Genomic DNA, 23,937 nt, shown 5'->3' with positions numbered 1-23,937 from the left:
AAAGGCTTTTGGGTAAGCAACTGGGGCTCGAACCCCAATTCTCAAATATTATAACGCTTCAGAAACCACTTCAGTAACTTCAGGAACCATACGTTTAAGCAGGTTTTCGATACCGGCTTTAAGGGTCACCGTTGATGACGGACAACCGCTGCATGAACCGCGAAGTTCAACAGTTACAACACCCTCGTTAAATGAGCGGTAAGAAATAGCGCCGCCGTCCTGCTCAACAGCCGGGCGAACGTAGTCATGCAGGATCTGCTGAATTTTAACTTCAGTTTCAGTGCCTTCAAAGTTTCCGGCTTCGGCTTCTTCCTCTAACTGGATCTTTAACTCTGATTCAACGGCGCCTTTAACAAACTCTTTCATTATCGGCTCAACATCTGCCCAGTCGCTGCCTTCCGTTTTGGTAATGGTAACAAAATTGCTGGCAAAGAAAACGCCGTTTACAAACGAAAACTTATAAAGCTCCTTTGCAAAGGGTGAATGTTCGGCACTTTCCTTAGTAGGGAAGTCAACACTGCCATTAATAAGCAGTTTATTAACTATGAATTTCATAGTTGCCGGGTTAGGCGTTAATTCGGTATATACGTTGATGTTCATCGTTTCGTGTTTTTATTCAATCTAATTAACAAATTTAACTACCTTTTTTATTAAAAGCTACCCTAAACTTTGTTATGACATGCGGATGATTTTCGATTTCAAATGTGCAGATGTGCAAATGATGTTTTGATCTATTGATGATTTATTATTTATGAATCTACACATCTGAAATTTGCACATCTAACTCAGATCCCTGTATAATTCGATGGTGTTATCTTTTTAATCTCATCCTTAATGGCGTTACTTACATTTAACGTATCAACAAACTCGGCTATTGTGCTGGCGTTGATTTGCTGATTGGTACGGGTAAGGTCTTTAAGGGCTTCATATGGATTAGGATAGCCTTCGCGCCTTAATATGGTTTGGATAGCTTCTGCAACAACCGGCCAGTTAGCTTCCAAATCGGCATTGATAGCATCAGTATTCAGCAGCAATTTATTTAATCCCCTTACGGTTGATTTAATGGCGATCAATGTATGCGCAAAAGGCACACCGATATTCCTTAGCACGGTCGAGTCGGTAAGGTCGCGCTGTAACCTCGAAATCGGCAACTTGGCTGCAAGGTGTTCAAATAAAGCATTGGCGATACCCAGATTACCTTCTGAGTTTTCAAAGTCGATAGGGTTAACTTTATGCGGCATAGCCGATGAACCAACTTCGCCCGCTTTGATCTTTTGCTTAAAGTAGTTCATGGATATGTAAGTCCACATATCACGGTCAAGATCAATCAGGATATTATTAATGCGTTTCAAAGCATCACATTGTGCGGCAAAATTATCGTAGTGCTCAATTTGGGTAGTAAACTGCGAGCGTTTTAAACCCAATACTTCGTTCACAAAATGATTACCGAATGATTTCCAGTCCTTATCAGGATAGGCGATAAAGTGAGCGTTAAAATTACCGGTAGCACCACCAAACTTGGCTGAATTTGGAATAGGCTTTAGTAACTCAAGCTGGGCTTCCAAACGTTCAACAAATACCAGGATCTCTTTGCCTAACCGGGTTGGAGAAGCTGGCTGGCCATGCGTATGCGCCAATAACGGAACATTTTCCCACTCGGCAGCAAATGCTTTCAGGATACTAATCAAGGTATTAATGGCAGGGTAGTAGCTGTTATTCAGAGCAAGCTTAAAGGTATAGGGAATAGCAGTGTTGTTGATGTCCTGAGAAGTAAGGCCAAAGTGAATAAACTCTTTGTAAGGCTCCAAACCTAATTTATCAAACTCTTTTTTAATGAAATATTCAACGGCTTTAACATCATGATTTGTCGTTTTTTCAATCACTTTGATACTCTCTGCGTCATCTTCCGAAAAATTCCTGTAAATATCGCGTAACTTTTCTGATAGATTTTTATCAAATGATTGTAACTGAGGTAGTGGATATTCAACAAGTGCGATGAAGTATTCGATTTCAACAAACACACGATACTTGATAAGTGCATATTCTGAAAAGTATCCGGCAAGTTCGGCGGTGGTGTGTCTATAACGGCCATCAATAGGCGAGATCGCTGAAAGTGGAGTAAGCGTCATATTAAAAGAGTGGTGATAATTTTTTGCAAAGGTAATCATTTTTGATGTGCCATTGGCAGATTAAAAGCTTTGCAAATAAACCACTGGTTAACAAGCAATAACTAATTGATTTAAAAAAATGAACAAGTATTTGTAATGAAAAAGTAAAAATGAATGGAAACTTTTTATTCAAAAAATGTTTCCTTAGTTTTGACCCGGAAAGTCAATGAGTCAAATAGAAAGAATTATAAAAGGTGCTGAAGACCTGTTTTTAACGGCGGGGATTAAAAGTATCACGATGGATGATATAGCCAGGCACCTTGGCATGTCAAAAAAAACGATCTATCAATTTTTCAGGGACAAAAATGAATTAGTTGTTGCCCTTACAAAAAAGAAACTGAAGGAAGATGAGGATCAAATGAATGAGATTATCAGTAAATCAGCTAATGTGATTGAAGAGATGATCAACATGACCAAATGCTCAGAAGAGATATTTTCAAGGATCAACCCGATTGTTATTCATGATCTGCAAAAATATCATTCTGAAGCCTGGGACGACTTTCAAAAGTTTAAAGCAGGGGTACTGATCCAAAAAATGGAAGAACTTTTAACTAAAGGTATGGGGCAGGGTTACATTCGTAAGGATATTGACGTAAAGATAATGGCACGGATGCGGGTTAACCAGGTGGAGTTGGGTTTTAACACTTCAATATTCCCGGTAACTGAATTTAGCCCCTGGAAGGTACAAGTTCAGTTTTTAGATCATTTTAACTATGGCATTTGTACGCTTGAGGGCTACAAGCTGCTTAACGAATATAAAAATATTAATAATGAATAACCGGCTGCTGACACAAGGTTGTCAATAGCTAAAAGAAATTTGTATCAGTTTAAGTAAATCACTCAACCACAATATATATAATGAAATATCTATTTTTTACGGCAACTGTATTTTGTGCCATAGCCTTTAAAAGCTACGCGCAGGAGGCAACGCCAAATGGACAAACCTATAACTTTACAGTTCAGGATTGTGTCAATTATGCTTACGAGCACCAAAGCGCAGTTGTGAACTCGGGTCTCGATATCAAAAGTGCGGAGTATAAGGTTAAAGAAACAACCGGCATTGGCTTACCCCAAATCAGCGGCTCAGCCTCATTCCAGGATTATCTTAAAATACCAACCACGTTATTACCGGGTGAGTTTTTTGGAGCCCCTGGTACCTTTGTGCCGGTTAAATTTGGTGTAAAGTACCAATCAAACCTTGGTGTTAGTTTAAACCAGATCCTTTTTAACGGGAGTTATCTTGTTGGTTTAAAGGCTTCAAGAACATATCGTGAGCTTTCACAGCGTAATTATACCCGCTCAAAAATTGAAGCCAACGTTGCTGTCACCAAAGCATATTATCAGGTTTTGGTTAGCGACGAACAAATTAAACTATACGATGCTAATATAACCCAGTTAAAACAGCAGGTTGACCAAACCGTAGCACAAAATAAGCAAGGCTTTGTTGAAAAAATTGATGTAGACCGCATTACTGTGCAATACAATAATTTAATAACTAACCGCGAAAACGTTGTACGTTCATTGGCTTTGAACTATCAAATGCTGAAGTTTCAGATGGGAATGCCTGTTGATGAAAACCTTGTGTTGAAAGATAAGCTAAGCGACGTTAGTCTTGATAATAACGTTGCAGAAATGTCGGTAGATACGGGCTTTTACCACTCTCGTATAGAGTACTCCCTGCAGGAGACTCAGAAAAAACTAAATGAGCTGGATCTGCAAAACAAAAAAACAACTTATTTGCCGACACTAAGTGCGAATGGCAGCTATGCGGCATCATATCAGAATAACAATTTTAATAAGCTTTATAGCCAGGTTTTTCCTTCAAGTTATATCGGTTTAACGCTCAACGTTCCTATTTTCAGTGGCGGGCAAAGGTTAAACCAGGTAAGACAGGCAAAAATTGAGGTGCAAAAATCAACAAACGACCTCGTAAACCTTAAAAATACGATAAACCTTGATGCAAAGGTGGCAACTGTGTCATACATTAATGGCTTACAATCTCTTAATAATCAAAAACGTAACCAGGCGCTTGCACAGGAAGTACTGCGTGTATCAAAAGTGAAGTATCAGCAGGGAGTAGGCTCAAGCATTGAGGTTACACAGGCTCAAACATCGCTTGAAGATGCCGATAACAAATATATCCAGGGCCTTTATGATGCCCTGGTTAGCAAAGTTGACCTTGACAAAGCTTACGGACGAATTAAATAACAACAACACTAAACTCACTATATAACAATGAAAATGAAAAAATTCATATACATACCTTTCCTGGTTTTACTGGCTGCCTGCTCAAGTAAACCCAAAGATAAAAAGGCCGAACTGGCCGATCTGCAAAAGCAACAATCGGATCTCAATTCAAAAATAGCGAAGCTGCAGGCTGAAATGGGTACTACCGATTCGGCTAAAACAACTGACGTAAGCGTTACTGAAGTGAAAAACGGAAGTTTTACTAACTACGTCCAAATTCAGGGTAAAATTGATGCTCAGGATAATGTTACGGCCTATCCGCAGGCACAGGCGATTATTACCGCTATTTATGTAAAACCCGGGCAGCATGTAACTAAAGGCCAGGTGTTAGCACAGCTGGATAACAGTGTTATGCAACAAAATATAGCACAAGCCGAAGCACAGGTTAACCTGAGCCAACAGCTGTTTGATCGTCAAAAAAACCTTTGGGATCAGAAAATTGGCACCGAAGTACAATATCTGCAAGCTCAAACCGCATTGCAAAGTAATCAGAAAGCTTTGGCTTCATTAAAAAGGCAATCGGGTTTATATCGCATCATCTCGCCAATTTCTGGTACCGTAGATCAAATGGACCTGAAACTGGGGCAGGGTGCCACGCCGGGGCAAACAGGGATCCGTATTGTGAATGCCGACGTTTTAAAAGTTAAGGCCGATGTCCCCGAATCATATGCAAGTAGCGTAAATACCGGTAACGATGTTAAAATATTAATTCCGGATGCGAAGGACTCGTTGGTTACCAAGGTGACTTTTGCTGCTAAAGCTATCGACCCAACATCGCGTAGTTTCGGTGTGGAGGTCAAATTACCCCAGCGCAGCACACTTCGCCCTAATATGACCGCAATTTTAAAAATTGCTGATTATTCAAAAACAAATACCATAGCAGTGCCGGTTAAAGCTATACAGAAATCAGAAAACGGCGATCATGTTTTTGTTAATCAGAATGGTATAGCAAAACAGGTAAACGTAAAATCGGGTGTTACCTATGGTGGTCAAACAGAGATATTATCAGGCTTAAAAGCCGGTGACCAACTGGTTGTTGAAGGTGCAACTGAAATAGAAGACGGCGATAAGATCAAAGTTGTTCAGTCGGCCAATTAGTTATTAATCATTTGATCTGTTCATTATGAAAGATGTAAAAAAAGAATTTGGCCCTTCAAGCTGGGCCATTGATAACAAGACAGCCATCTATGTGCTCATGTTCCTGATCACTGCGCTTGGCTTGATAAGTTATAACCGTTTACCAAAGGAAAACTTTCCGGACATAGCACAATCAAAGGTGTTTATAACTACAACCTTTGCTGGTCAGTCTCCCCAAAATATTGAGAACCTGGTAACACGCCAGATTGAAAAGCAACTGAAATCTTTAAAGGGATTAAAGAAAGTAACCTCAAACTCGGTTCAGAACGTTTCTATTATCACAGCTGAGTTTCAAGCCAATATTGATATCAAGGATGCAAAAATAGATGTAAAGGACAAGATTGACCAAGCTAAGAAGGATCTCCCGCAAAATGATAATAATTATACCGATCCCGTTGTTTCGGATATCAATGTTGCGGATCTTCCAATTTTATATATCAATATATCTGGTAATTATGACCTGAAAAAGCTAAAGGAATATGCTGATATATTAAAAGATGAAATTGAAAGTTACAAGGAGATTTCAAAAGTTGATGAAGTTGGCGCTTTAACACCTGAAATTCAGGTTAATGTTGATATGAACAAGATGGCTGCCGCACAACTCAGCTTGCCAGATATTAGTACGGCTATTGGTTACGAAAATATTTTATCGTCAACGGGTACCGCTAAAACTGATGGCGTTCGCAGGACTATCGACATTAAGCAGGATTTCAAAAATGCCGATGAGGTAGCTGCCATGGTGATCCGTAACCCAAAAGGGCAGGCTGTTTATTTGAGGGATATTGCCGAGGTTAAAGATTCATTTTTAGAACAGGAAAGTTACGCAAGATTGAAAACCAATGATAATCCTAACTTCAAAAATGTAATTACCCTCAACGTTAGTAAGAGGGCCGGAGAAAACCTGATTGAGGCTTCTGATAAAATCAATGAGCTGATTAAACTAAAACAGAGAACAGTATTCCCTAAAGGCCTGGATATTGTTGTTACAGGCGATCAATCAGATAAAACGCGTACAACGCTTAACGACTTGATTAACACCATCGTTATTGGCTTCTTGCTGGTTACCGTTATCCTGATGTTCTTTATGGGCACAACCAATGCCATTTTCGTAGCATTGTCGGTACCATTGTCGTGTTTTATCGCGTTCCTTGTGATGCCCGCAATTGGCTTTACGCTTAATATGATCGTGTTATTTTCGTTCCTGCTGGCATTGGGTATTGTGGTGGATGACGCCATCGTGGTTATCGAAAACACACACCGTATTTTTGCAAATGGAAAGGTGCCTATTAAGGAGGCAGCTAAAATGGCTGCAGGAGAAGTGTTCCTTCCTGTATTTTCGGGTACCATGACCACTTTGGCTCCTTTTGTGCCGCTGGCTTTCTGGAACAGTTTGATCGGGCATTTCATGTTCTTCCTGCCAATCACATTAATCATTACCTTACTGGCATCGCTGGTAGTTGCTTATATCATTAATCCCGTATTCGCGGTTGATTTTATGAGGCCTCACCATGATGGTGAACATGATAACCCGAAATTTGACAGACCGACAAAACGCGCCATGATATTTTTGGCGATTGCTACAGTTATCGGTTATTTGATTAACGTGGGCTTTGGTAACCTGATGGTGTTGATCATGGTATTATACCTGATTAACCATTTCTTTCTGTTGCGTGTTATCGATAGGTTTCAGAAAAATGCCTGGCCTAAATTTCAAAACTGGTATGCCAAATGGCTTGAACGTGCCGTACACCGACCAATAACCGTTTTGGCAGGTACTATAGGCTTATTTATTTTTGCAATTTTTCTGATGGCTGTGCGGGGTAAAACACCAGAGTTTTTCCCATCGGGCGATCCTAACTTTGCTTATGTGTACATTACTTTACCTATCGGTACCGATCAGGCTTATACCAACGAAGTAACTAAACAGATAGAAAAGCGCGTTGCCCAGGTAGTTGAACCCGACAAAGATATTGTGTCGTCAGTTATTTCAAACGTAACAAAAGGCGTTACCGATCCTACTGATGAAGATCAGGGCGATTATGAAAATAAAGGTAAGGTTACTGTAGCGTTTGTAGAGTTTGGTAAGCGTAACGGTAAGGATACAAAAAAAGTATTGGCCAATATTCGCGCGGCAGTACAGGGAATTCCAGGGGCAAAAATAGCTGTTACGCAAGAAAATAGCGGTCCGCCGGTACAAAAGGACATCAGCATTGAAATTGTAGGCGATAACCTGGATACACTGGTGGCTACCGGTAACAGGCTTAAAAGCTACCTGGCTAAACAAAACATTGCAGGTATTGAAAACCTGATTGCCGACGTACAAAGTGATAAACCGGAAATTGTGTTTGACGTAGATCGTGAACGTGCCAACCGAGAAGGGGTATCTTCTCAGCAAATCAATCAAAACCTGTTTACCGCTATTTATGGTTGGAAAGCGGCCGACTTTCGCAATACACGCGAAGATGATTATAAAATTATGGTAAGAACATTGCCAAGTCAGCGTAGTAATATTGACGAGATCAAAAACCTGAAGATCACCTACCGTGATATGGCGATGAATGGTGCTATACGCCAGGTGCCGATTTCTGCCTTTACTGATGTTCGCTATACAACAACGTATAGCAATATCAAACGTAAGCAGCAACGCCGGGTATTAACACTTGGCTCAAATGTTATCAAGCCTAATAATCCAAACGAGGTTAACGCTAATATTTTAAAGGCGATAAACAATTTCAAAAAACCGGATAATGTAATTATACGCCAGGGTGGTGGCCAGGAAGACCAAATGGAAGCCATGACTTTCCTGCTTTCTGCACTTGGTGTGTCATTCGGGCTTATTCTCATTATTTTAATGATCCAGTTTAACTCAATTGGCAAAACGCTTATTATCATCAGCGAGATCCTCTTTAGTATTATTGGTGTATTGCTGGGCGTTACCGTATTCGGCATGACAATGTCTATTGTAATGACAGGTATCGGTATCATCGCATTAGCAGGTGTGGTTGTTCGTAACGGGATCTTATTGGTTGAGTTTACCGATATGCTGTTGGAGCAGGGGGTAAGCATCCATGACGCAGTAGTTGAAGCTGGTCATACCCGTATGACACCTGTATTGTTAACCGCAACTGCTGCTATTTTAGGCTTAATACCTTTGGCAGTTGGTTTCAATATCGATTTCGTAGGCTTGTTCACTCACTTTGAACCGCATATCCACTTTGGTGGTGATAACGTTGCTTTCTGGGGGCCGCTGGCCTGGACAATGATCTTTGGTTTAGGTTTCGCTACCATTATTACCCTGATCCTTGTACCATGTTTATACCTGATCCGCTATAACCTGAAAGCAAGATTGTACGGCAAAAAATCGGTTGAAGCTAAACATGTTGAGGTATTAGAAACAGAAGCTGTCTAAAAAATAAAGAGCCATCAGTAACAAACAGCCGCTGTCGAAAGATTGCGGCTGTTTGTGTTACTAATGACCGCTCTAAATGAAACATAATAATGTATTTATGGTTCTTTAGGCAAACATTTATCACAACCATGAAACTTAAAACATCAAAACCGCTTTGGCCTGTGATAGGCCTTGGTACGTTAGCCGGTATGCGTACCTTATCTGCCCCTGTTGTAATCACGCATATATTAAGTCATCGTCCGTCAAAGCAACTGGAAAAATCTCCGTTAAGGTTCATGCAATCAACAACCGCAGCTACTGTTTTAAAGATCTTATCAGTTACTGAACTCATTGCGGATAAATTACCCTCCACTCCAAATCGTATAGAGCCCGCCGGGGTAGCAGCAAGGTGCTTATCAGGCGCTCTGGTCGGCGCCAGTATTTATAAAGCTGTTGGAGGTAAAACATTAACCGGAGCGGTGATAGGAGGGATAGCGGCAATAGCAGCAACTTACGGGAGCTACTTCTTGCGAAAACACACAGTTAAGGCAAATCATATTGCCGACCCGGTAATTGGCGCAATTGAAGACGCTTTGGTAATAGGATCGGGCTTTGGCTTAAGTAAGCTAACCTATGCCCCGGTTGCAGGCTGAACATATTTTTCAAGTTCGCCCAGGTTGCTGATCTCATTACGCGACCGGGGCAGGCTGTCAGGATAGTTCTTTTGAATAAAGGTTACCAGGTTTTCACGAATATAACAGCGGAGGTCAAATGCGTCCGATGAGGTGCGGGAGCTCATTAGCACCCTTATCTCGATAGTATGTTCTTTAACATCGGTTACCTGCACTACTTTAACCCGCTTATCCCATAAGTTTGATTTAACTATCAGGCGTTCAAATTCTTCGCGTATGGCATTAATAGGGGCGGTATGGTCCATATATAAGAATACAGTGCCCAGTATATCTGCCGATGTCCGCGTCCAGTTCTGAAAGGGTTTTTGAATAAAATAATTGATGGGGAGTATCAGCCTCCGTTCGTCCCAGATCTTTAAAACCACATAAGTAAGGGTGATCTCTTCCACGCGGCCCCATTCGCCCTCCACAACTAAAACATCATCAATACGAATAGGCTGTGTAAAAGCTATCTGAAAGCCGGCCAGCAAATTACCTAATGAGCTTTGCGCTGCGAAGCCAACTATGATACCGCCTATACCAACACCGGTAAGTAAACCGGTACCTATCTTACGCATACTTTCAAAGCTGAGCAATATAATGGCAATTGTTAAAAAGATAATTGTCACCACAATGATCTTACGTATAAACTGGATCTGGGTACGTACCTTACGCTCCTTCAGGTTATCCACTTTATTAAGGTCGTAAGTATGATAGATATAATCTTCCAGGATTCGTACCGAACGTACAAGCAGTCCTGCGAAAGATATGGTAAGTAAAATTTCAAAAGTTTTATCAAGAGGCCTGTAATAAACCGGATTCATTCGCATTAATGGCGAAAGTATATTGAATAGAAACAACGGAATGAAGTAAGCCACGGCCGGCCCGAGGTTAACCAGTATCGATCTTAAGATTGAGTAGGATGCATCTGTTTTTTTTGCATAAAATTTAAACAGCCGGGTTATTATGAATTTTATAATCAGGCCAACAAGTACCGCTACCAGCGCGATGATCAGGTTCCAGGCAAATGATGGTATGCGCTGTGAAAATGTAAGCAGGTCGGGGGATAAGCTGTTTTCAATATTCATAGCAAGGCAAATGTTTTCTACAGTAAAATAGTTGGAATGTAAAATTGTTTTAGCAAATGCCACTGTACCGGGTGCGGTTACACATGTTTAATGAATTTTTGATAGTTTTGTTAAAAAAGTCAGGAAATCGATTGTGTTGACTTTTTGTTTACCTGTTTAAATAAAACTTAACGAGCACATGGCAGCAGTGAATGACCAGCAGGATATTAAAAGAGAAAAAATTTTAGAGGCCTCGCACCAGCGCTTTTTACATTACGGTTATTCAAAAACTACCATGAACGAAATAGCCGGCGATCTTTCTATGTCAAAGGCCCTGCTTTATTATTATTTTCCGGATAAAAGCCAGTTGTACATTGCTGTAATGCGTAAGCTTGCTACTGATTATCTTAAAACACTTGAAAACAGGCTAAATACATTTACCAATTTAAAAGAAGCTTTCACCTTCCAGGTAAATACCCATCATGAGTTTATAGTAAACAATTATAACTTTTTTGATTTTTTCAGGCTTAACGAACAAAACCTCCCCGAAACCATCTGGCAAATAGTTAGTGAAGTGCATAGTGCCGAACTAAACCTGTTGAGCAATGCTATTAAGTCGGAAGTTGGAAAAGGAGCCATTAAGCCTGTAGAAAATCCTGAAGAAGTTGTTGATGTATTGATGGATGCCTTGCACGGCATCAGGGTTGGGGCTATATCTCAAAAGAAAACCAACTTTCCGCGTAAGGAGCACCTGGAAGAAATTCACCATAAAAAACTCCTCCTGCTTGATATTTTTATCAAAGGATTGATGTACTAAAGTCATCTTAAAGTATAAATACCCCATACTGTCAGTTAGCCGTCAAATGAATTGGCTGTTGAATATTGTGGCTGTTATTTATGGGTACATTTGTACCTGCAAATAATTTAATAGCCAGGTGATTACCTCCCTGTTTAAGTTATTTATAAAATACTTCTTTTTTAAGAGGTGATTGTTTTAGAGTGATTTAGCCTGCATAGCTTTTGCTGTGCGGGCTTTTTTATGGGTTGATATTTGTACTGATAGCAATATTGCCGGTCAATATTTTATGTACCGGGCATGCATTTGCTATTTTTAATAACCGATCTCTTTGTTCGTTATTTACTTCGCCTTTAAAGCTGATTTTAGTTTCAATACGTGTACCGCTTAAAGTCTTAAACATTTCAACATCGGCTTTAATTTCCTCAATAGGCCAGGTTTTACGGTTAATGTACATGCGCAGGGTGATCACAGTGCAGCTTGCAAGGCTCGCCAGTAATAAGCTAAATGGGCTCATGCCTGTATTGCTGCCTTCAGCTTCAAGGGGTTCATCGGTTATAAGGCCATGCCCACCGCTGTTAACTACTGTTTGATATTGAGTGAGTCCTATAAATGCAGTAGCTGTTTCTATTAACTCAATTCCGGTTTCTTCCATAAGGCATATAATGATGATGTAGTAGCATTGGTAAATTTACGCTTACTCTTTAGCCCAAAGTCATAATGCTAAGTTAAGAAAAGCGAAAACCCGACTTTCAACTTCCGATTTAATACTTCTGACTTTGTTATTCGGGTGTTTCGTTAATATCAACCAGGTTCCAGTTCTTTTTCAGAAATTTGGGGCCGCCGTTATATTTCAGGATCACTTCAAAATTAGTACGGTTTGTTTCTCCCTGGCTATCTGTTGAAAGAACATATGATTTGATAATAAAAACAGAGTCGGCCTTTTTGCCAAACTGATATCTATCATCGGGAAAGGAGATATTTCCCGAACGTATGGTTGGGATTACAAATTCCTTCGCAATTTTATAGGCGTCATCGGCATTAGGCATTTTGCTAAACGAAAGTACCTCCGTAACACCACCGGATATGGCAAATTTTACCATAATAAAAATAAATACTATACCAGCGATGATAATGGCATATACGCCTTTCATAGCGCGCTTTTTTTTAAGCTGCTTTTCTTTAAGATAAGTTTGAGTCATTAGTTTAAAAAGGGTGCAATAAAAGTAGCAATTTAATTGATGAATAAGCTGGCCCTCTTTTTAAGTAGAAATTATGGCTGATGGCCAAAGAATAAATAAGCAATAAAAATCGCCGCAATAACGCCGGCCAAATCGGCTATAAGCCCGGCCGGGATAGCGTAACGTGACTTTTTAATACCTACCGAACCAAAGTATAAAGCAACGATGTAAAAAGTGGTATCAGCCGAACCGTTAAAGATCCCGGCAAGCCGTCCGGCAAATTTGTCAACACCAAAATTTTGCATTACCGTTATCATCATGCCTTTTGAGCCCGAACCGCTTAATGGTTTAAGATAAGCCACAGGCATAGCATCTACAAAGCGAGTATCTAAATTAAACTGAACGCAGACCCAGCGTAACCCTTCATTCATATAATCCAACGCGCCGCAATTCCTGAACACGCTGATCCCAACCAACATAGCTACCAGGTAAGGGATTATTTTAACAGATGTTTCAAAACCTCCCTTGGCACCTTCTACAAAAACTTCAAATACGTTTACCTTCTTTACAAGCCCTCCCACAATAAATATTACCGGTATGGTAAACAACATCACATTACTGATAACAGATGATACCATACTGATCTGCTCTTTGGTTAGCTGGGTGGTAAAATACCATACTACCAGTAATATAAATGTAGTAACGCCGCCAAGCCAGCCAATAATTACCCTGTCAAAAAGATTGATCTTTTGTTTGATAGCCACTGCTATAAGTCCCGCTACTGTAGCTACGTATGTTGCGATAATGCAGGGTAAAAATACTTCAGCAGGATCTTTGGAGTTGAGGATTGCCCTTTGCGCTATAATGGTAACAGGTAATAACTGCAAGCCGGATGTATGCAGCACCAGGAACATGATCTGGGCGTTTGATGCTCTTTCCTTGTCGGGATTAAGCTCCTGCAGGCTGCCCATCGCTTTTAAACCGAGCGGTGTAGCTGCATTATCGAGGCCCATTAAATTGGCCGAAAAGTTCATCATCATATGGCCTGTGGCAGGGTGATCTTTCGGCACATCCGGGAACAAGCGGCTAAAGAACGGCCTCACTATCCTTGATAAAAAATTAATTGCCCCTGCTTTTTCGCCAATGTTCAGAATGCCGAGCCAGAATGCCATAGAGCCAATCAGTGGCAAAGCGATATCCATCACTGACGATTTTGAAGAATTAAATAACCCTTCAACCAATAATTTGAAGGCTTCTGTATCGCCAAAAAAAACTAATTTTATGAGTGAAACTACAAATGCAATTACAAAAAAAGCTATCCAGATATAGTTAAGCGCCATAGTAATGTTTAAGGCTTTGAAGTTAGTGCTTTTGTAGTTTAATATGAAATGCTGATATTACTACCAATGCAACCAACCGATTTATGAATAACACTATCAATAAATTAACCGAAACTATTCAAAACGTACGGCAGTTAAAAGGCCGCGATATTGACTGGGCCTATAAAGCATCGCCCGCTAAATGGTCAAAAAAAGAGGTGATCGGCCATTTGATTGATAGCGCACAAATTAACCTTCAACGCTTTGTACGCTGTACTTATGAAGAAAACTTCAAGCTTACCTATGAACAGGTTGAATGGGTCGCCGCCGCCCGGTACCAGGATGCTGATGCTGAACAACTAATAGATCTTTGGGTATTATTAAACCTTCAAATTGTACGGGTTTTAACAAATTATCCGACCGGCAGGTTAAGCGCGAGTTGTGACAACAGCAAACAGGAGCCTAACCTGCAAACTGTTGAATGGCTTGCTGCCGATTATGTTGATCACATGCTCCATCACCTTAAAAATATTTTGTAATGGCAGGTTATTCAGCTACGCCCCTGGCAAAAAAACTCGGCATAAAAGCAGGTGGGAAGCTGTTGCTTGTTAACGCACCTGATTATTACCTGGATCTGTTTAGCGACATGTCTCCTGATGTTTATTTTACAGATGATATTTCATTTGAAAATGATGTGATCCATTTTTTTAGTAAAAGCGCGGATGAATACCGGATTAAGCTGCCCGAACTGATGAAACAAATAAAACAGGATGGCATGCTCTGGGTTTCCTGGCCAAAAAAGGCTTCAAAAGTAGTTACTGATATTACAGAAGATTTGATCAGGAACTTTGCTTTGCAAATGGGGTTGGTTGATATCAAGGTTTGCGCGGTTGATGAAGTGTGGTCGGGTTTGAAGCTGGTGATCCCCGTTAAAAACAGGAAATATGTGGTATAGGTCATTTTTAGTTAAAACCAGTTAAACAAACGGCACTGCGTTTTAGCATAAGCGCTTAATTGTATAACTTAGCACAATAATACCTGATAATATGGCTCAGATTGAATTAAAACGTGTACATGGCGATTTTGGCTTTGAAGCTGTTGACGCTAACGGGCACACCGTAAAAATGGACAGTAGTCCGGAAAGTGGCGGCCAGGATTTTGGCGTCCGCCCAATGCAAATGCTTTTAATGGGCCTGGCCGGTTGCTCGGCAATTGATGTGATCAGTATCCTGAAAAAACAGCGCCAGGAAATAACCGACTATAAAATGGTTGTTAATGGCGAACGTGAAGCCGGTAAAGAACCTTCGTTATGGAAGGATGTGGATATTGAATTTCATATTTATGGCAATGTTGATGAGGATAAAGCTGTGCGTGCTGCCGAACTTTCTATTAACAAATACTGTTCAGTTGCTGCAACACTTGCAAAAGCCGGTGCCGAAATTAAGTGGAAAGTAATTGTTCATCCTGCTGAATAATATATTTATTACCCAGTAAAATATCAAATGGCGGAACAGGAAGTATCTATTAAAACAGTTCACCTGTTCCCCCTTTTAGACCAAAAGCTAATAGAACTGCTTAAGTCTTTATCAGCCGACGACTGGAACAGGCCTACATTAGCAAAACTTTGGACGGTAAAGGATATTGCCGCTCATTTGCTTGATGGTAACATACGCGTCGTTTCTTCCTCTCACCAATTTGCCGGCGATCCCTCTTCAAATCCCATTAATAGCTATAGCGATTTAGTTGATTTTTTGAATGGATTAAATGCTACCTGGGTAAATGCAATGAGGCGTGTAAGCCCGCAGTTGCTTACCGACCTTTTAGAAACTACAGGCAAACAATACAGCAAAATAATGGCTGCTGCTGATTTGTTTGCACCTGCACCATTTTCAGTAGCCTGGGCAGGTGAAGATGAATCCGTTAACTGGTTTCACATAGCCCGCGAATACACCGAAAAGTTTCATCATCAACAACAGATCCGCGAAGCGGTTGGCAAACAAGGTATCCTAACTGCCGAATTGTTTTATCCCTGCATCGATACCTTTATGTGCGGACTGCCGCATGCATATCGTACGGTCAACGCAAACACCGGTGTGTTAATTCAAATTATTGTAACTGGCGAAGCCGGAGGTAACTGGTACCTGCTTAAAATGGCTGAGGGCTGGACACTCACCAAAAATGCCGGATCTGTGCCGGATACTATAGTGACTTTATCGCCTGATATTGCCTGGAAGGTTTTTACTAAAGGGATCAATCCGCAAACAGCGTTGGGAGCATCTAAAATCAGCGGCGATATTAACCTGGGCGAAAATTTGTTTAATATGGTTGCTGTGATGGCTTAACAACCATTTTGTTTATTTACTCTTTAAGTGTACAAACTGTATTCTTTTTAACTCATTAACCAATTTATACAAAAAATTAAGAATTTGACTGTGATTGCTTGTTTAAAGCAACCTTAATCGCGTTATAAAAACATAAGTATTTGACTTAGTTAATCAGCATTTTATATCAAATTTCATATGCTTTTTTTGTTTAAGTAGCCTGCCTTTTGGCAATGAGCTTTCTGGTTTGATAAATATTGATGGCATCAATGTTGGATTAACCAGTGTACGTTTTACTTGAATGTTAAACGTATAATTAAACATATAAATATGAAAACAAATTTAAAAAAAGCCTCATTGCTTCTTACAGGAGTTATGATTAGCGGTAAATTATTCGCTCAGTCGACAGATACCTCAGCTACAGCAAAAGATTACGTGAGACCCTTTTCGGGTGGTGGTGAACTGCGCACCTGGTCAATAGGTGTACATGGCGGTTTGTTAACCCCTTTTACCATATTTGGACGCAACAACAGACAGGATTTTACCAGCCCAACCGAACAGTTTGGCTACGGCGGGTACATTAAAAAACAAATATTGCCATCTTTAGGCTTGCAAGCCGACTTCCTTCGCGGTAAATTAACTTCATCAAACAGTCAGCCCAACGCAATAGGTACTTCTCCTTATGATTCATACTCTACTAAATTTAACTGGTCGGCAGCTTTAAGCGCTAACATTACGTTGGCTAACATCAACTGGCGTCATGAAAAGCCGTTTATTCAGCCTTACTTAACCGCGGGCGTTGGTAATATGAACTTCACACCAAGGATCACCCCGGTTGGCGGTCAACAGGAAAATTTTAAGAAAACCGATAATGGCCACATCAATGAATTGTTTATCCCCGTTGGCTTAGGTTTGAAATTTGATCTTGCACCGGGTATAAACCTTGATTTAGGTTACCAGGTTAACTTTGTACAGGCCGATAATCTTGACGGATACAACCAGGGCGCGGGTGATGACAGGTTTTCATACGCGCATATTGGTTTGGAATTTGCCCTTGGCAGCAAGAAAAAACACCAGATGGCAACCCATAACCCGGTGTCATCAATGCGTACAGAGTACCAATGGGAAAACCAGCGTACCCGTGCCGAATTACAGCAACAGATAGACGCTGAAAAAGCTAAAAACGCGCAGCTGGCCAGCGACCTTGCAACAACCAACGCCAACCTCGCCAAATTAACTACCGACAGCGACGGTGACGGTGTTGTGGACGTAAACGATAAATGCCCTAATACACCTGCGGGGCAAAAGGTTGATGGTTCAGGCTGTCCTTTGGCTAAACCAGTAGTGTATGTTACCGAAGAAGATAAGAAAGTGGTTAAAGACGCTATCAAAAATCTTGAGTTTGATTTGGGTAAAGCTACCATTCGTGCGCATTCATATCCAAGTTTGGATAGGGTAGCACAGTTATTGGTTGATAAAAACTTTAGCCTAAAACTTGCTGGCCATACTGACAACACAGGTTCGGCTGATTTAAACATGCGTTTATCAAAAGATCGTGCTGAATCGGTTAAATCATACCTCGCAAGCAAAGGTGCAAATCCATCGCGTATTGAAGCAACCGGCTATGGTCAAACACAGCCAATAGCTACAAACAAAACAGCTGCAGGCCGTCAGGCTAATCGCAGGGTTGAATTTACCTTGTATTAACAAAGGTTGTTAAACCTTATATAAGTAAAAAGCTGCTCAATTGAGTGGCTTTTTTGCTTTCATATTTAGCAACCAAACCAGGTGATTGTTTGAATAGCCAGGATTTTGATCAGTTCGCCAATACCATCATCCTGTTTAATTTCCTATAGCAGGAGCGGGTAATGGTGGTGCTACCAGGAAATCGTCAATAGTGATCAAGTGTTTAGCATGAGCGGTCATTTTTATTGCAAATTGATCTGTTTTTATTTATCCGTGACATCAATAAGCAACGTTATTTAATATCAGTGTAAATTAAAACAAAGTCATTTTAAAGATTACCTAACATAACCGTTTATTGCAACAGGTGGTGAATAATATCCGCTTTTCAGTTAAAGGTTAAAGTTTATATACAGCCAGCAACTCATGAGCGTGTCAAACTGACTTTTTTATGACTTTTTTAATTACAAATTAAGAAACAGCTCTTGTTATCACTTGTTCAAATCATACATCTCATTATTATATAAATTAGCTATGAAAGCAATCCTGGTAGTTCACAATCTCAGAAAAGAAAGCAATTATGCACTTACTTACGCCAGTAATTTAGGCAATAAATTAAAAACCAAAGTAATTGTTATGAACACGGTACCCGAACCGATGAGTGTCCAGTTATCTGATACTATCATGCAGGATATATTTGATAATGAGGATTTTAGTTTTAAAGATCAAAATAAAGGCACCGAAAATATAGTTTTCCTTAACTATCTGGATACTTTGGGGATGTCGCTCCACGCAATTACAGCTAAATATGATATAGGTTTAATTATCAAAGGGGTTAGCGGAACCGCAAAAGAAATTAATGAACAGCTTGTGCCTGTTTTAAATCATTCGTGCTGCCCCTTGCTGGCCGTTCCGGAAGGTGCGTCATTCAATATTACAAATATGGGATACCTTGCCGATCTTCGTTATGCCCAAAAGGATATTGTAAGTTTTTTAAATAAAATGAGTGAAGCAATGGGTGTAAAGGCATCGCTTTTTAATATAACTGAATTGGGATTACCCCACATGCATAGTGATTATGCTGATGCTGTGTTCAGGCAATTGTTCTCTGGTTCAAGACTGAACCTTGTGAATATTAAAGAGCGGGATATCATGAAAACCGTTGATGTGCTGGCCAATATAATGCGGGTTGATTTTTTTGTATTGAGCAATCGCAGCTCTCAATTAAACGGGCTGTGGGATTGGGAGAATATGGAGAATGAAGAACATGCCCACCTACCGGCGCTTATCTTTCCATGCTAAAAATAGCACAATATAAAGGGAAGATACTGTGATCGATCTTCCCTTTATATATTCAACTTAGCTTTTTATAAAACATAAACACCATTTGTTTTCAGTATTTTGCTGAAAAACAATAAATGCCCCGGCAACGCGTTTTGCCAAAATTCCCAGGTATGGCCTCCTGGCTGTTCGGAATAATCATGTGGGGTATGGTTATAAACTAATCTGCGGTGTAATTCACGGTTGGGCTCAAGCAAAAAGTCATCAACTCCGATATTAATAACCAATGGCAATCCGTTTTTTCGGATCTGATCGGCCATGTTCACAACGGAATATTGCAGGTAAGTATCGGGCGTCATAGGCCCCCAAATCTTATCAAGCATTTTGGTAAGCATCTCAAACCTATCGGGAGGAAGTTTCCAGGTGGTCATATTTGGGTCGAGGGCTCCGCTCATACTCCCCGCTGCTGCAAAAAGTTCCGGATGCCTGGTTGAAAGATACAACGAGCCAAATCCTCCCATAGATAAGCCGGTGATAAACCTGCCTTTTTTATCATTAACGGTGCGGTATTTGCTATCGATAAAAGGAATGACTTCTTTAATGATATAAGTTTCAAATTTGCTGTTAGGATCAATCGGGCTATCAACATAATAACTAAAGATTTCACCTTCAGGCATTACAATAATGATGTTGTATTGGTCAGCAAGGTCTTTTACCAACGATTTATCCGGTGTTTTCAGCAGCCAGTCATCAAAATGGCCATAGCCTCCGTGCAGCAAGTACAACACCGGAAAATTGGCTTTGCTTTTTCCATATGTTTTAGGGAATGCAATAGCCGCTTTATAAGTTTTGTTCATTGCCACGCTTGGGATCTGCACCGTATCAACTTTAGCTGCAAAAACGCAGGCACTGCAAAACAGCAGGGTAAATATTAAAACTACTCTTCTCATTTACTTATGGTTTTGGTGCTGAGGCTACTATTTTTAATAATTCATCATCAGGGTGGTTTTTAACTGTGCATTGGTTATCCAGTATCATAGTTGCACCATTTTCGGCAGTGTATGCAGGCCATTTAGGTAACGACGATGTATTGGGGGTGCCGGTTTTGGCAAAATTTATCCAAGCGCTGCTTATTTTATCGGCAAGGGCATATGCTTCCTTACCGCCGCCGGTCATTTCCTGGCAGCGCGCTATATTGTTAAACTGGAAAGCAATATCCATACAGTGCATAGCTTTATACATGCCTCCATTTACGGGCGATTGCCAGGTAAACAAGTACATATACACAGGGGCAGCACCGCTAACAGCCTTTTCATTGGCTTGTTTAATAGCTAATGAGCGGAAGTTAAATTCAATATCGGTATATTCTGATGGTTTTGAAATTGTGGGATATGCTTTTTGCGCGGCGGCGATGTAAGCATCTGTTTTATCGCCATACTTCTTTTGGAGACTGGCCTTTAACTCATCCATAGTTTGGCTTTTAGGGCCAGGTATAAATGGAGCGAATTCGTTTTTGGTAGTACCTACCAGCAGCGGGATATTTTTCGATAGTTCTTTAGCTGCCGGGTCTGATGGTTGATAAGGAAGAAAATCGCCGTCTAAAGCAGGCCCCCAGCCGTTCATGGTTTTGCCCTCTTTTTTCAAATCGGCCGAAACCCTACGCATGGCTTTTTTTCCCGCCTCATTTAATACATCATAAGGCAGTTTTTGAAGGGAATCAACCTGTGAAGGCTGCAGGTGAAGTTCTTCCAATAATGCAGCGGCAACTTTTTGGGTAACCGGTTTTTCGTTAAAATTGGTAATATAGCTGCCGCTTTCAACAATGGCGTTTTTAAATAAACCTTTTACTGACGGCGCGTTCATCAAACAGGTAACCTTACCGCCGCCGCCCGACTGTCCAAAGATGGTCACATTATCAGGATCGCCGCCAAACTGGGTTATATTTTGTTTTACCCATTCCAGGGCCAATTTCAAATCAAGCAGGCCCGCGTTTGCAGAACTTTTATATTTATCGCCATAGGCCGAAAGATCAAGAAAACCCAAAATGTTTAACCTGTGATTTACCGATACCAACACCACATCGCCTTTTTTAGCCAGGTTTTCACCATCATATGACGGAAGCTCAATTGATGAGCCGGCAGTAAAGCCGCCGCCATGCAGCCAAACCATTACCGGGCGTTTTTTGCCATCGTTCAGTTTCTGTGTCCATACATTGAGCGACTGGCAGTGTTCATTTGAATAACCCAGATCATGCTGAAAGGCAAATTCAAATTCGTCGTTAACAGTTGTGGTTGGATCGGTAGGACATACCGGACCGTAAGTTTTTGAACTGCGTACATCTGTCCATGGCGCAGGTTTTTCGGGCGCCATAAAGCGATCGGCTTTGGCGTAGGGGATACCTTTAAATGTAAAAATGCCATTGTGAAGATAGCCTTTTACTTTTCCGCTTTCGGTTGATGTTACAGCAATACCGCTCCCGGCAACAACCGGTTCGTTGTTGCTTTGGCAAAACGCCGTTACGGGTAAAAAGCAAATGAGTAAAAGCAGCATGAGGGTACTGTTTTTTTTCATAATTGTATTTGGTTAAATTGGTTTACACTTCGCGATCCGAAACTGGCTTCCGGAATTGAAAGATAGTTAATTACCAATAATTGGCGAGGATCTTTATCCACTGGCAATAGCTATTGTGTAAATATAACACAATGGATTCGCCAAATACAACTATATCATACTTTTTACTTTAAAAAAAATCAGCTAAAACGGAGTTAGTTTTTATAATTATAATGCATAGCTATCCTTGTACCGCTGCATCGAAGTTTCAAATATTTCCTTTGCATTGCCCTCAATATCCTGGTTTTCAAATGCGCCGTAAATGGTATCAAAATCAATATGGGATGCTTTTTTGTAAGCCTTTTCAAATTCATCGCGCGGCAGCATGATTATATTAGGATAGCTGTACATGATAGCGATATGCTGCTTGCTCCTGCCTATATTAAAAGTATCGCCGCAAAGCATGGCGCCCTTGGTGGTTAGTTCCGGAACATGCAGTACACAACTACCGGCAAAATGTCCGCCGATGTGTACTATGTTGATCCCGTCCCAAAGTTGCATGCTATTACCATCCCACAGCCGGGTGTGCCGGGTTTTAAATGGTACCCATTCTGCATCATTTTGGTGGATGTAAATGGGGCAGTCAAATTCGGACGCCCAGTCATTCATGTTGCTGTAATAGTGAGGATGTGAAAATGCTATGGCCTTTAAGCCACCAAGGTTGTTTATAAAATCAATTGTAGGTTTATCCAAATAGGGAATGCAATCCCACAAAATATTGCCGTTGGGTGAAACAAGCAATAACGCCCTTTGAGCTATGGCAAATTCAGGTGTTATTTTCAGGGCGTATAATTGCTCATTTAACTGGGTTATTTTTATGTTGCGGTTTTTAAGTTCAATTGTTTCCGTCCATAACTGGCCGCTTTCAGGAACATACTGGCGGTCATCTGTACAGATCGGGCAAAACTCCGGCACGCCGGGATTGGCTAAAAACTGGGTGCCGCATGTGCTGCATATGATGGTTTTGTTCATAGTTTTATAAAGTTTTATTTAGGGAGATGATTTTAGATCCGGTAAGCTATTTTAGCCAATGCTTTGATCTGCTCTAAATCGGAAGCCGGATTGAGGCGATTGCAGTTACCTGCTTGTTCAACTATTTTGGTCACAGGCTTTTTAAACTTAAGCTTCCCGTATTTTGAAAGATTAACAAGCAGTACACTAAGTAAGATCACAATTAACCCCAAAAACTGCATTAACGAAATGCTTTCATGTGCAAAGCAAACCCCAAGTAGTACGGCGATAACCGGATTTACATACGAATGGGTGCTCACTTGCGTTGCAGGCCTTACCTGCAGTAGCCATACGTAAGCGCTGAATGCCCCAATTGATCCGAATATGATAAGGTAAACGATAGCTATCCATGACTGAGCCGGAACGGTAGCGAGATCAAATCCGTTAAACTCCCGGTGAATAATGGCAGCCGGTACAAAAGCCAAACCGGCAATGATCATTTGCCAGGATGTATTTACCCTTGCCGGAGCTGTACCGCCCCGCTTTTTTGAATATAATGATCCTGCCGACCACGCAACAGGACCTGCCAGTAACAATAGTAATCCTGTTAATTTAGCATGGTCCATGGTACCGGTAACCGATTTTAGGAAGGCTTCACCAAAAAGGAGCAGGATCCCCGCAAAGCCGATAATGAGGCCGAATATGGTTGATTTATTTTTGAGGTTTACCCGCCAGTTAGCTTTATCTAATATGATGAACCATATCGGGTTTACGGAAATCATAATGGCAACCATGGCACTGGGGATATTGCGCTCGACCCAGATCACTATACCTGTAGCTATGAATAGGGTAAGCAGTCCGCAGATACCGGAGGTGATGATATCGCGCTTAACAAATATGTTGTCGCCCTTAATGTAGCACCAGCCAAGTAATAAAATACCCGCGGTAAAAAAACGCAATGCACCCATCAGCATGGGAGGGAAGCCCTGAATTGCCATTTGTATAAAGAAATAGGTTGACCCCCATACTATATAAACAGTAGCAAAGGCTATGATCACTAAAAGGGGTGATGCTTTTGTATTTGCTGTAATTGCCATGATTATTTTATTGGTTAAAG

22 protein-coding genes are annotated in these 23,937 nt (G+C 40.8%); 12 read left to right on the top strand and 10 right to left on the bottom strand.

Features of this window, described 5'->3' with window-relative positions; all coding sequences use genetic code 11:
• Positions 1–48: 48 nt before the first annotated feature.
• Together MusilaSJ_RS05060 and purB are read right to left on the bottom strand one after the other, a co-directional pair.
• Entirely contained in the window at positions 49–600 is a 552-nt protein-coding gene (locus tag MusilaSJ_RS05060) for a NifU family protein (protein WP_188831840.1), read from the bottom strand.
• Between the two features lie 185 nt (positions 601–785).
• A complete protein-coding gene (purB, locus tag MusilaSJ_RS05055) occupies positions 786–2,129 on the bottom strand; it encodes an adenylosuccinate lyase (protein ID WP_274988967.1) in 1,344 nt (447 codons plus the stop codon).
• Between the two features lie 205 nt (positions 2,130–2,334).
• Between purB and MusilaSJ_RS05050 the strand changes: the two genes are divergently transcribed.
• From MusilaSJ_RS05050 to MusilaSJ_RS05030, 5 genes are all read left to right on the top strand, one after another.
• Positions 2,335–2,946 (top strand): TetR/AcrR family transcriptional regulator, encoded by a 612-nt coding sequence (locus MusilaSJ_RS05050; RefSeq protein WP_274988966.1) that lies wholly within the window; start codon positions 2,335–2,337, stop codon positions 2,944–2,946.
• A gap of 80 nt (positions 2,947–3,026) precedes the next feature.
• On the top strand, positions 3,027–4,376 hold the full coding sequence (locus tag MusilaSJ_RS05045; RefSeq protein ID WP_274988965.1) for a TolC family protein: 1,350 nt from the start codon (positions 3,027–3,029) through the stop codon (positions 4,374–4,376).
• Positions 4,377–4,409: 33 nt separating this feature from the next.
• Positions 4,410–5,513 carry an efflux RND transporter periplasmic adaptor subunit gene (locus MusilaSJ_RS05040; protein ID WP_274988964.1) on the top strand — a complete coding sequence of 368 codons (1,104 nt, stop codon included), beginning with the start codon at positions 4,410–4,412 and terminating at the stop codon, positions 5,511–5,513.
• 25 nt (positions 5,514–5,538) lie between these two features.
• Positions 5,539–8,961: an efflux RND transporter permease subunit gene (locus tag MusilaSJ_RS05035; RefSeq protein WP_274988963.1), complete on the top strand. Its 3,423-nt coding sequence runs from the start codon at positions 5,539–5,541 to the stop codon at positions 8,959–8,961.
• Between the two features lie 128 nt (positions 8,962–9,089).
• Positions 9,090–9,593, top strand: coding sequence for a DUF4126 family protein (locus MusilaSJ_RS05030; RefSeq protein WP_274988962.1), 504 nt, complete (start codon positions 9,090–9,092; stop codon positions 9,591–9,593).
• On the opposite strand, the gene MusilaSJ_RS05025 is transcribed toward MusilaSJ_RS05030, so the two are convergent.
• Positions 9,572–10,699, bottom strand: a complete 1,128-nt coding sequence (locus MusilaSJ_RS05025) for a mechanosensitive ion channel family protein (protein ID WP_274988961.1) — start codon at positions 10,697–10,699, stop codon at positions 9,572–9,574. The genes MusilaSJ_RS05030 and MusilaSJ_RS05025 overlap by 22 nt on opposite strands.
• Before the next feature lie 178 nt (positions 10,700–10,877).
• Here MusilaSJ_RS05025 and MusilaSJ_RS05020 point away from each other — a divergent pair, with 178 nt between their 5' ends.
• Positions 10,878–11,495 carry a TetR/AcrR family transcriptional regulator gene (locus MusilaSJ_RS05020; protein ID WP_274988960.1) on the top strand — a complete coding sequence of 206 codons (618 nt, stop codon included), beginning with the start codon at positions 10,878–10,880 and terminating at the stop codon, positions 11,493–11,495.
• A gap of 220 nt (positions 11,496–11,715) precedes the next feature.
• Here MusilaSJ_RS05020 and MusilaSJ_RS05015 read toward each other — a convergent pair whose 3' ends face one another.
• The 3 genes from MusilaSJ_RS05015 to MusilaSJ_RS05005 all read right to left on the bottom strand — a co-directional run bounded on the left by MusilaSJ_RS05015 (position 11,716) and on the right by MusilaSJ_RS05005 (position 13,995).
• Entirely contained in the window at positions 11,716–12,129 is a 414-nt protein-coding gene (locus MusilaSJ_RS05015) for an OsmC family protein (RefSeq protein ID WP_274988959.1), read from the bottom strand.
• Between the two features lie 127 nt (positions 12,130–12,256).
• The gene (locus MusilaSJ_RS05010) at positions 12,257–12,676 is read right to left on the bottom strand and encodes a hypothetical protein (protein ID WP_274988958.1); all 420 of its coding nucleotides are present in this window, start codon (positions 12,674–12,676) and stop codon (positions 12,257–12,259) included.
• 71 nt (positions 12,677–12,747) lie between these two features.
• Positions 12,748–13,995, bottom strand: coding sequence for a spore maturation protein (locus tag MusilaSJ_RS05005; RefSeq protein ID WP_274988957.1), 1,248 nt, complete (start codon positions 13,993–13,995; stop codon positions 12,748–12,750).
• 83 nt (positions 13,996–14,078) lie between these two features.
• Here MusilaSJ_RS05005 and MusilaSJ_RS05000 point away from each other — a divergent pair, with 83 nt between their 5' ends.
• From MusilaSJ_RS05000 to MusilaSJ_RS04975, 6 genes are all read left to right on the top strand, one after another.
• A complete protein-coding gene (locus MusilaSJ_RS05000) occupies positions 14,079–14,513 on the top strand; it encodes a DinB family protein (protein ID WP_274988956.1) in 435 nt (144 codons plus the stop codon).
• Positions 14,513–14,929: a DUF3052 domain-containing protein gene (locus tag MusilaSJ_RS04995; RefSeq protein WP_274988955.1), complete on the top strand. Its 417-nt coding sequence runs from the start codon at positions 14,513–14,515 to the stop codon at positions 14,927–14,929. Before MusilaSJ_RS05000 ends, MusilaSJ_RS04995 begins: the two co-directional genes overlap by 1 nt.
• A gap of 91 nt (positions 14,930–15,020) precedes the next feature.
• Complete coding sequence (locus tag MusilaSJ_RS04990) at positions 15,021–15,449, top strand: OsmC family protein (protein WP_274988954.1); 429 nt, start codon at positions 15,021–15,023, stop codon at positions 15,447–15,449.
• Positions 15,450–15,476: 27 nt separating this feature from the next.
• On the top strand, positions 15,477–16,316 hold the full coding sequence (locus MusilaSJ_RS04985; protein WP_274988953.1) for a maleylpyruvate isomerase N-terminal domain-containing protein: 840 nt from the start codon (positions 15,477–15,479) through the stop codon (positions 16,314–16,316).
• 309 nt (positions 16,317–16,625) lie between these two features.
• On the top strand, positions 16,626–18,002 hold the full coding sequence (locus MusilaSJ_RS04980) for an OmpA family protein (RefSeq protein WP_274988952.1): 1,377 nt from the start codon (positions 16,626–16,628) through the stop codon (positions 18,000–18,002).
• 510 nt (positions 18,003–18,512) lie between these two features.
• Positions 18,513–19,280, top strand: a complete 768-nt coding sequence (locus tag MusilaSJ_RS04975) for a hypothetical protein (RefSeq protein ID WP_274988951.1) — start codon at positions 18,513–18,515, stop codon at positions 19,278–19,280.
• Between the two features lie 65 nt (positions 19,281–19,345).
• On the opposite strand, the gene MusilaSJ_RS04970 is transcribed toward MusilaSJ_RS04975, so the two are convergent.
• From MusilaSJ_RS04970 to MusilaSJ_RS04955, 4 genes are all read right to left on the bottom strand, one after another.
• Positions 19,346–20,209, bottom strand: a complete 864-nt coding sequence (locus MusilaSJ_RS04970) for an alpha/beta hydrolase (protein WP_274988950.1) — start codon at positions 20,207–20,209, stop codon at positions 19,346–19,348.
• A 4-nt stretch (positions 20,210–20,213) separates the two neighbouring features.
• A complete protein-coding gene (locus MusilaSJ_RS04965; protein WP_274988949.1) occupies positions 20,214–21,830 on the bottom strand; it encodes a carboxylesterase/lipase family protein in 1,617 nt (538 codons plus the stop codon).
• 207 nt (positions 21,831–22,037) lie between these two features.
• Positions 22,038–22,841: an MBL fold metallo-hydrolase gene (locus MusilaSJ_RS04960; RefSeq protein ID WP_274988948.1), complete on the bottom strand. Its 804-nt coding sequence runs from the start codon at positions 22,839–22,841 to the stop codon at positions 22,038–22,040.
• A gap of 32 nt (positions 22,842–22,873) precedes the next feature.
• On the bottom strand, positions 22,874–23,917 hold the full coding sequence (locus tag MusilaSJ_RS04955) for an EamA family transporter (RefSeq protein WP_274988947.1): 1,044 nt from the start codon (positions 23,915–23,917) through the stop codon (positions 22,874–22,876).
• Between the last annotated feature and the right edge of the window lie 20 nt (positions 23,918–23,937).

This window comes from Mucilaginibacter sp. SJ, from assembly GCF_028993635.1.
Taxonomy (GTDB): Bacteria; Bacteroidota; Bacteroidia; order Sphingobacteriales; family Sphingobacteriaceae; genus Mucilaginibacter.
The sequence above is the reverse complement of the archived record's forward strand: the minus strand, read 5'-3'. Positions and strand labels throughout refer to the sequence as shown.

What these genes read in the sequence shown, in the direction of transcription:
- MusilaSJ_RS05060 (WP_188831840.1), bottom strand. Translation starts at nt 600, where the DNA reads ATGAACATCAACGTATATACCGAATTAACGCCTAACCCGGCAACTATG.
- purB (WP_274988967.1), bottom strand. Translation starts at nt 2,129, where the DNA reads ATGACGCTTACTCCACTTTCAGCGATCTCGCCTATTGATGGCCGTTAT.
- MusilaSJ_RS05050 (WP_274988966.1), top strand. Translation starts at nt 2,335, where the DNA reads ATGAGTCAAATAGAAAGAATTATAAAAGGTGCTGAAGACCTGTTTTTA.
- MusilaSJ_RS05045 (WP_274988965.1), top strand. Translation starts at nt 3,027, where the DNA reads ATGAAATATCTATTTTTTACGGCAACTGTATTTTGTGCCATAGCCTTT.
- MusilaSJ_RS05040 (WP_274988964.1), top strand. Translation starts at nt 4,410, where the DNA reads ATGAAAAAATTCATATACATACCTTTCCTGGTTTTACTGGCTGCCTGC.
- MusilaSJ_RS05035 (WP_274988963.1), top strand. Translation starts at nt 5,539, where the DNA reads ATGAAAGATGTAAAAAAAGAATTTGGCCCTTCAAGCTGGGCCATTGAT.
- MusilaSJ_RS05030 (WP_274988962.1), top strand. Translation starts at nt 9,090, where the DNA reads ATGAAACTTAAAACATCAAAACCGCTTTGGCCTGTGATAGGCCTTGGT.
- MusilaSJ_RS05025 (WP_274988961.1), bottom strand. Translation starts at nt 10,699, where the DNA reads ATGAATATTGAAAACAGCTTATCCCCCGACCTGCTTACATTTTCACAG.
- MusilaSJ_RS05020 (WP_274988960.1), top strand. Translation starts at nt 10,878, where the DNA reads ATGGCAGCAGTGAATGACCAGCAGGATATTAAAAGAGAAAAAATTTTA.
- MusilaSJ_RS05015 (WP_274988959.1), bottom strand. Translation starts at nt 12,129, where the DNA reads ATGGAAGAAACCGGAATTGAGTTAATAGAAACAGCTACTGCATTTATA.
- MusilaSJ_RS05010 (WP_274988958.1), bottom strand. Translation starts at nt 12,676, where the DNA reads ATGACTCAAACTTATCTTAAAGAAAAGCAGCTTAAAAAAAAGCGCGCT.
- MusilaSJ_RS05005 (WP_274988957.1), bottom strand. Translation starts at nt 13,995, where the DNA reads ATGGCGCTTAACTATATCTGGATAGCTTTTTTTGTAATTGCATTTGTA.
- MusilaSJ_RS05000 (WP_274988956.1), top strand. Translation starts at nt 14,079, where the DNA reads ATGAATAACACTATCAATAAATTAACCGAAACTATTCAAAACGTACGG.
- MusilaSJ_RS04995 (WP_274988955.1), top strand. Translation starts at nt 14,513, where the DNA reads ATGGCAGGTTATTCAGCTACGCCCCTGGCAAAAAAACTCGGCATAAAA.
- MusilaSJ_RS04990 (WP_274988954.1), top strand. Translation starts at nt 15,021, where the DNA reads ATGGCTCAGATTGAATTAAAACGTGTACATGGCGATTTTGGCTTTGAA.
- MusilaSJ_RS04985 (WP_274988953.1), top strand. Translation starts at nt 15,477, where the DNA reads ATGGCGGAACAGGAAGTATCTATTAAAACAGTTCACCTGTTCCCCCTT.
- MusilaSJ_RS04980 (WP_274988952.1), top strand. Translation starts at nt 16,626, where the DNA reads ATGAAAACAAATTTAAAAAAAGCCTCATTGCTTCTTACAGGAGTTATG.
- MusilaSJ_RS04975 (WP_274988951.1), top strand. Translation starts at nt 18,513, where the DNA reads ATGAAAGCAATCCTGGTAGTTCACAATCTCAGAAAAGAAAGCAATTAT.
- MusilaSJ_RS04970 (WP_274988950.1), bottom strand. Translation starts at nt 20,209, where the DNA reads ATGAGAAGAGTAGTTTTAATATTTACCCTGCTGTTTTGCAGTGCCTGC.
- MusilaSJ_RS04965 (WP_274988949.1), bottom strand. Translation starts at nt 21,830, where the DNA reads ATGAAAAAAAACAGTACCCTCATGCTGCTTTTACTCATTTGCTTTTTA.
- MusilaSJ_RS04960 (WP_274988948.1), bottom strand. Translation starts at nt 22,841, where the DNA reads ATGAACAAAACCATCATATGCAGCACATGCGGCACCCAGTTTTTAGCC.
- MusilaSJ_RS04955 (WP_274988947.1), bottom strand. Translation starts at nt 23,917, where the DNA reads ATGGCAATTACAGCAAATACAAAAGCATCACCCCTTTTAGTGATCATA.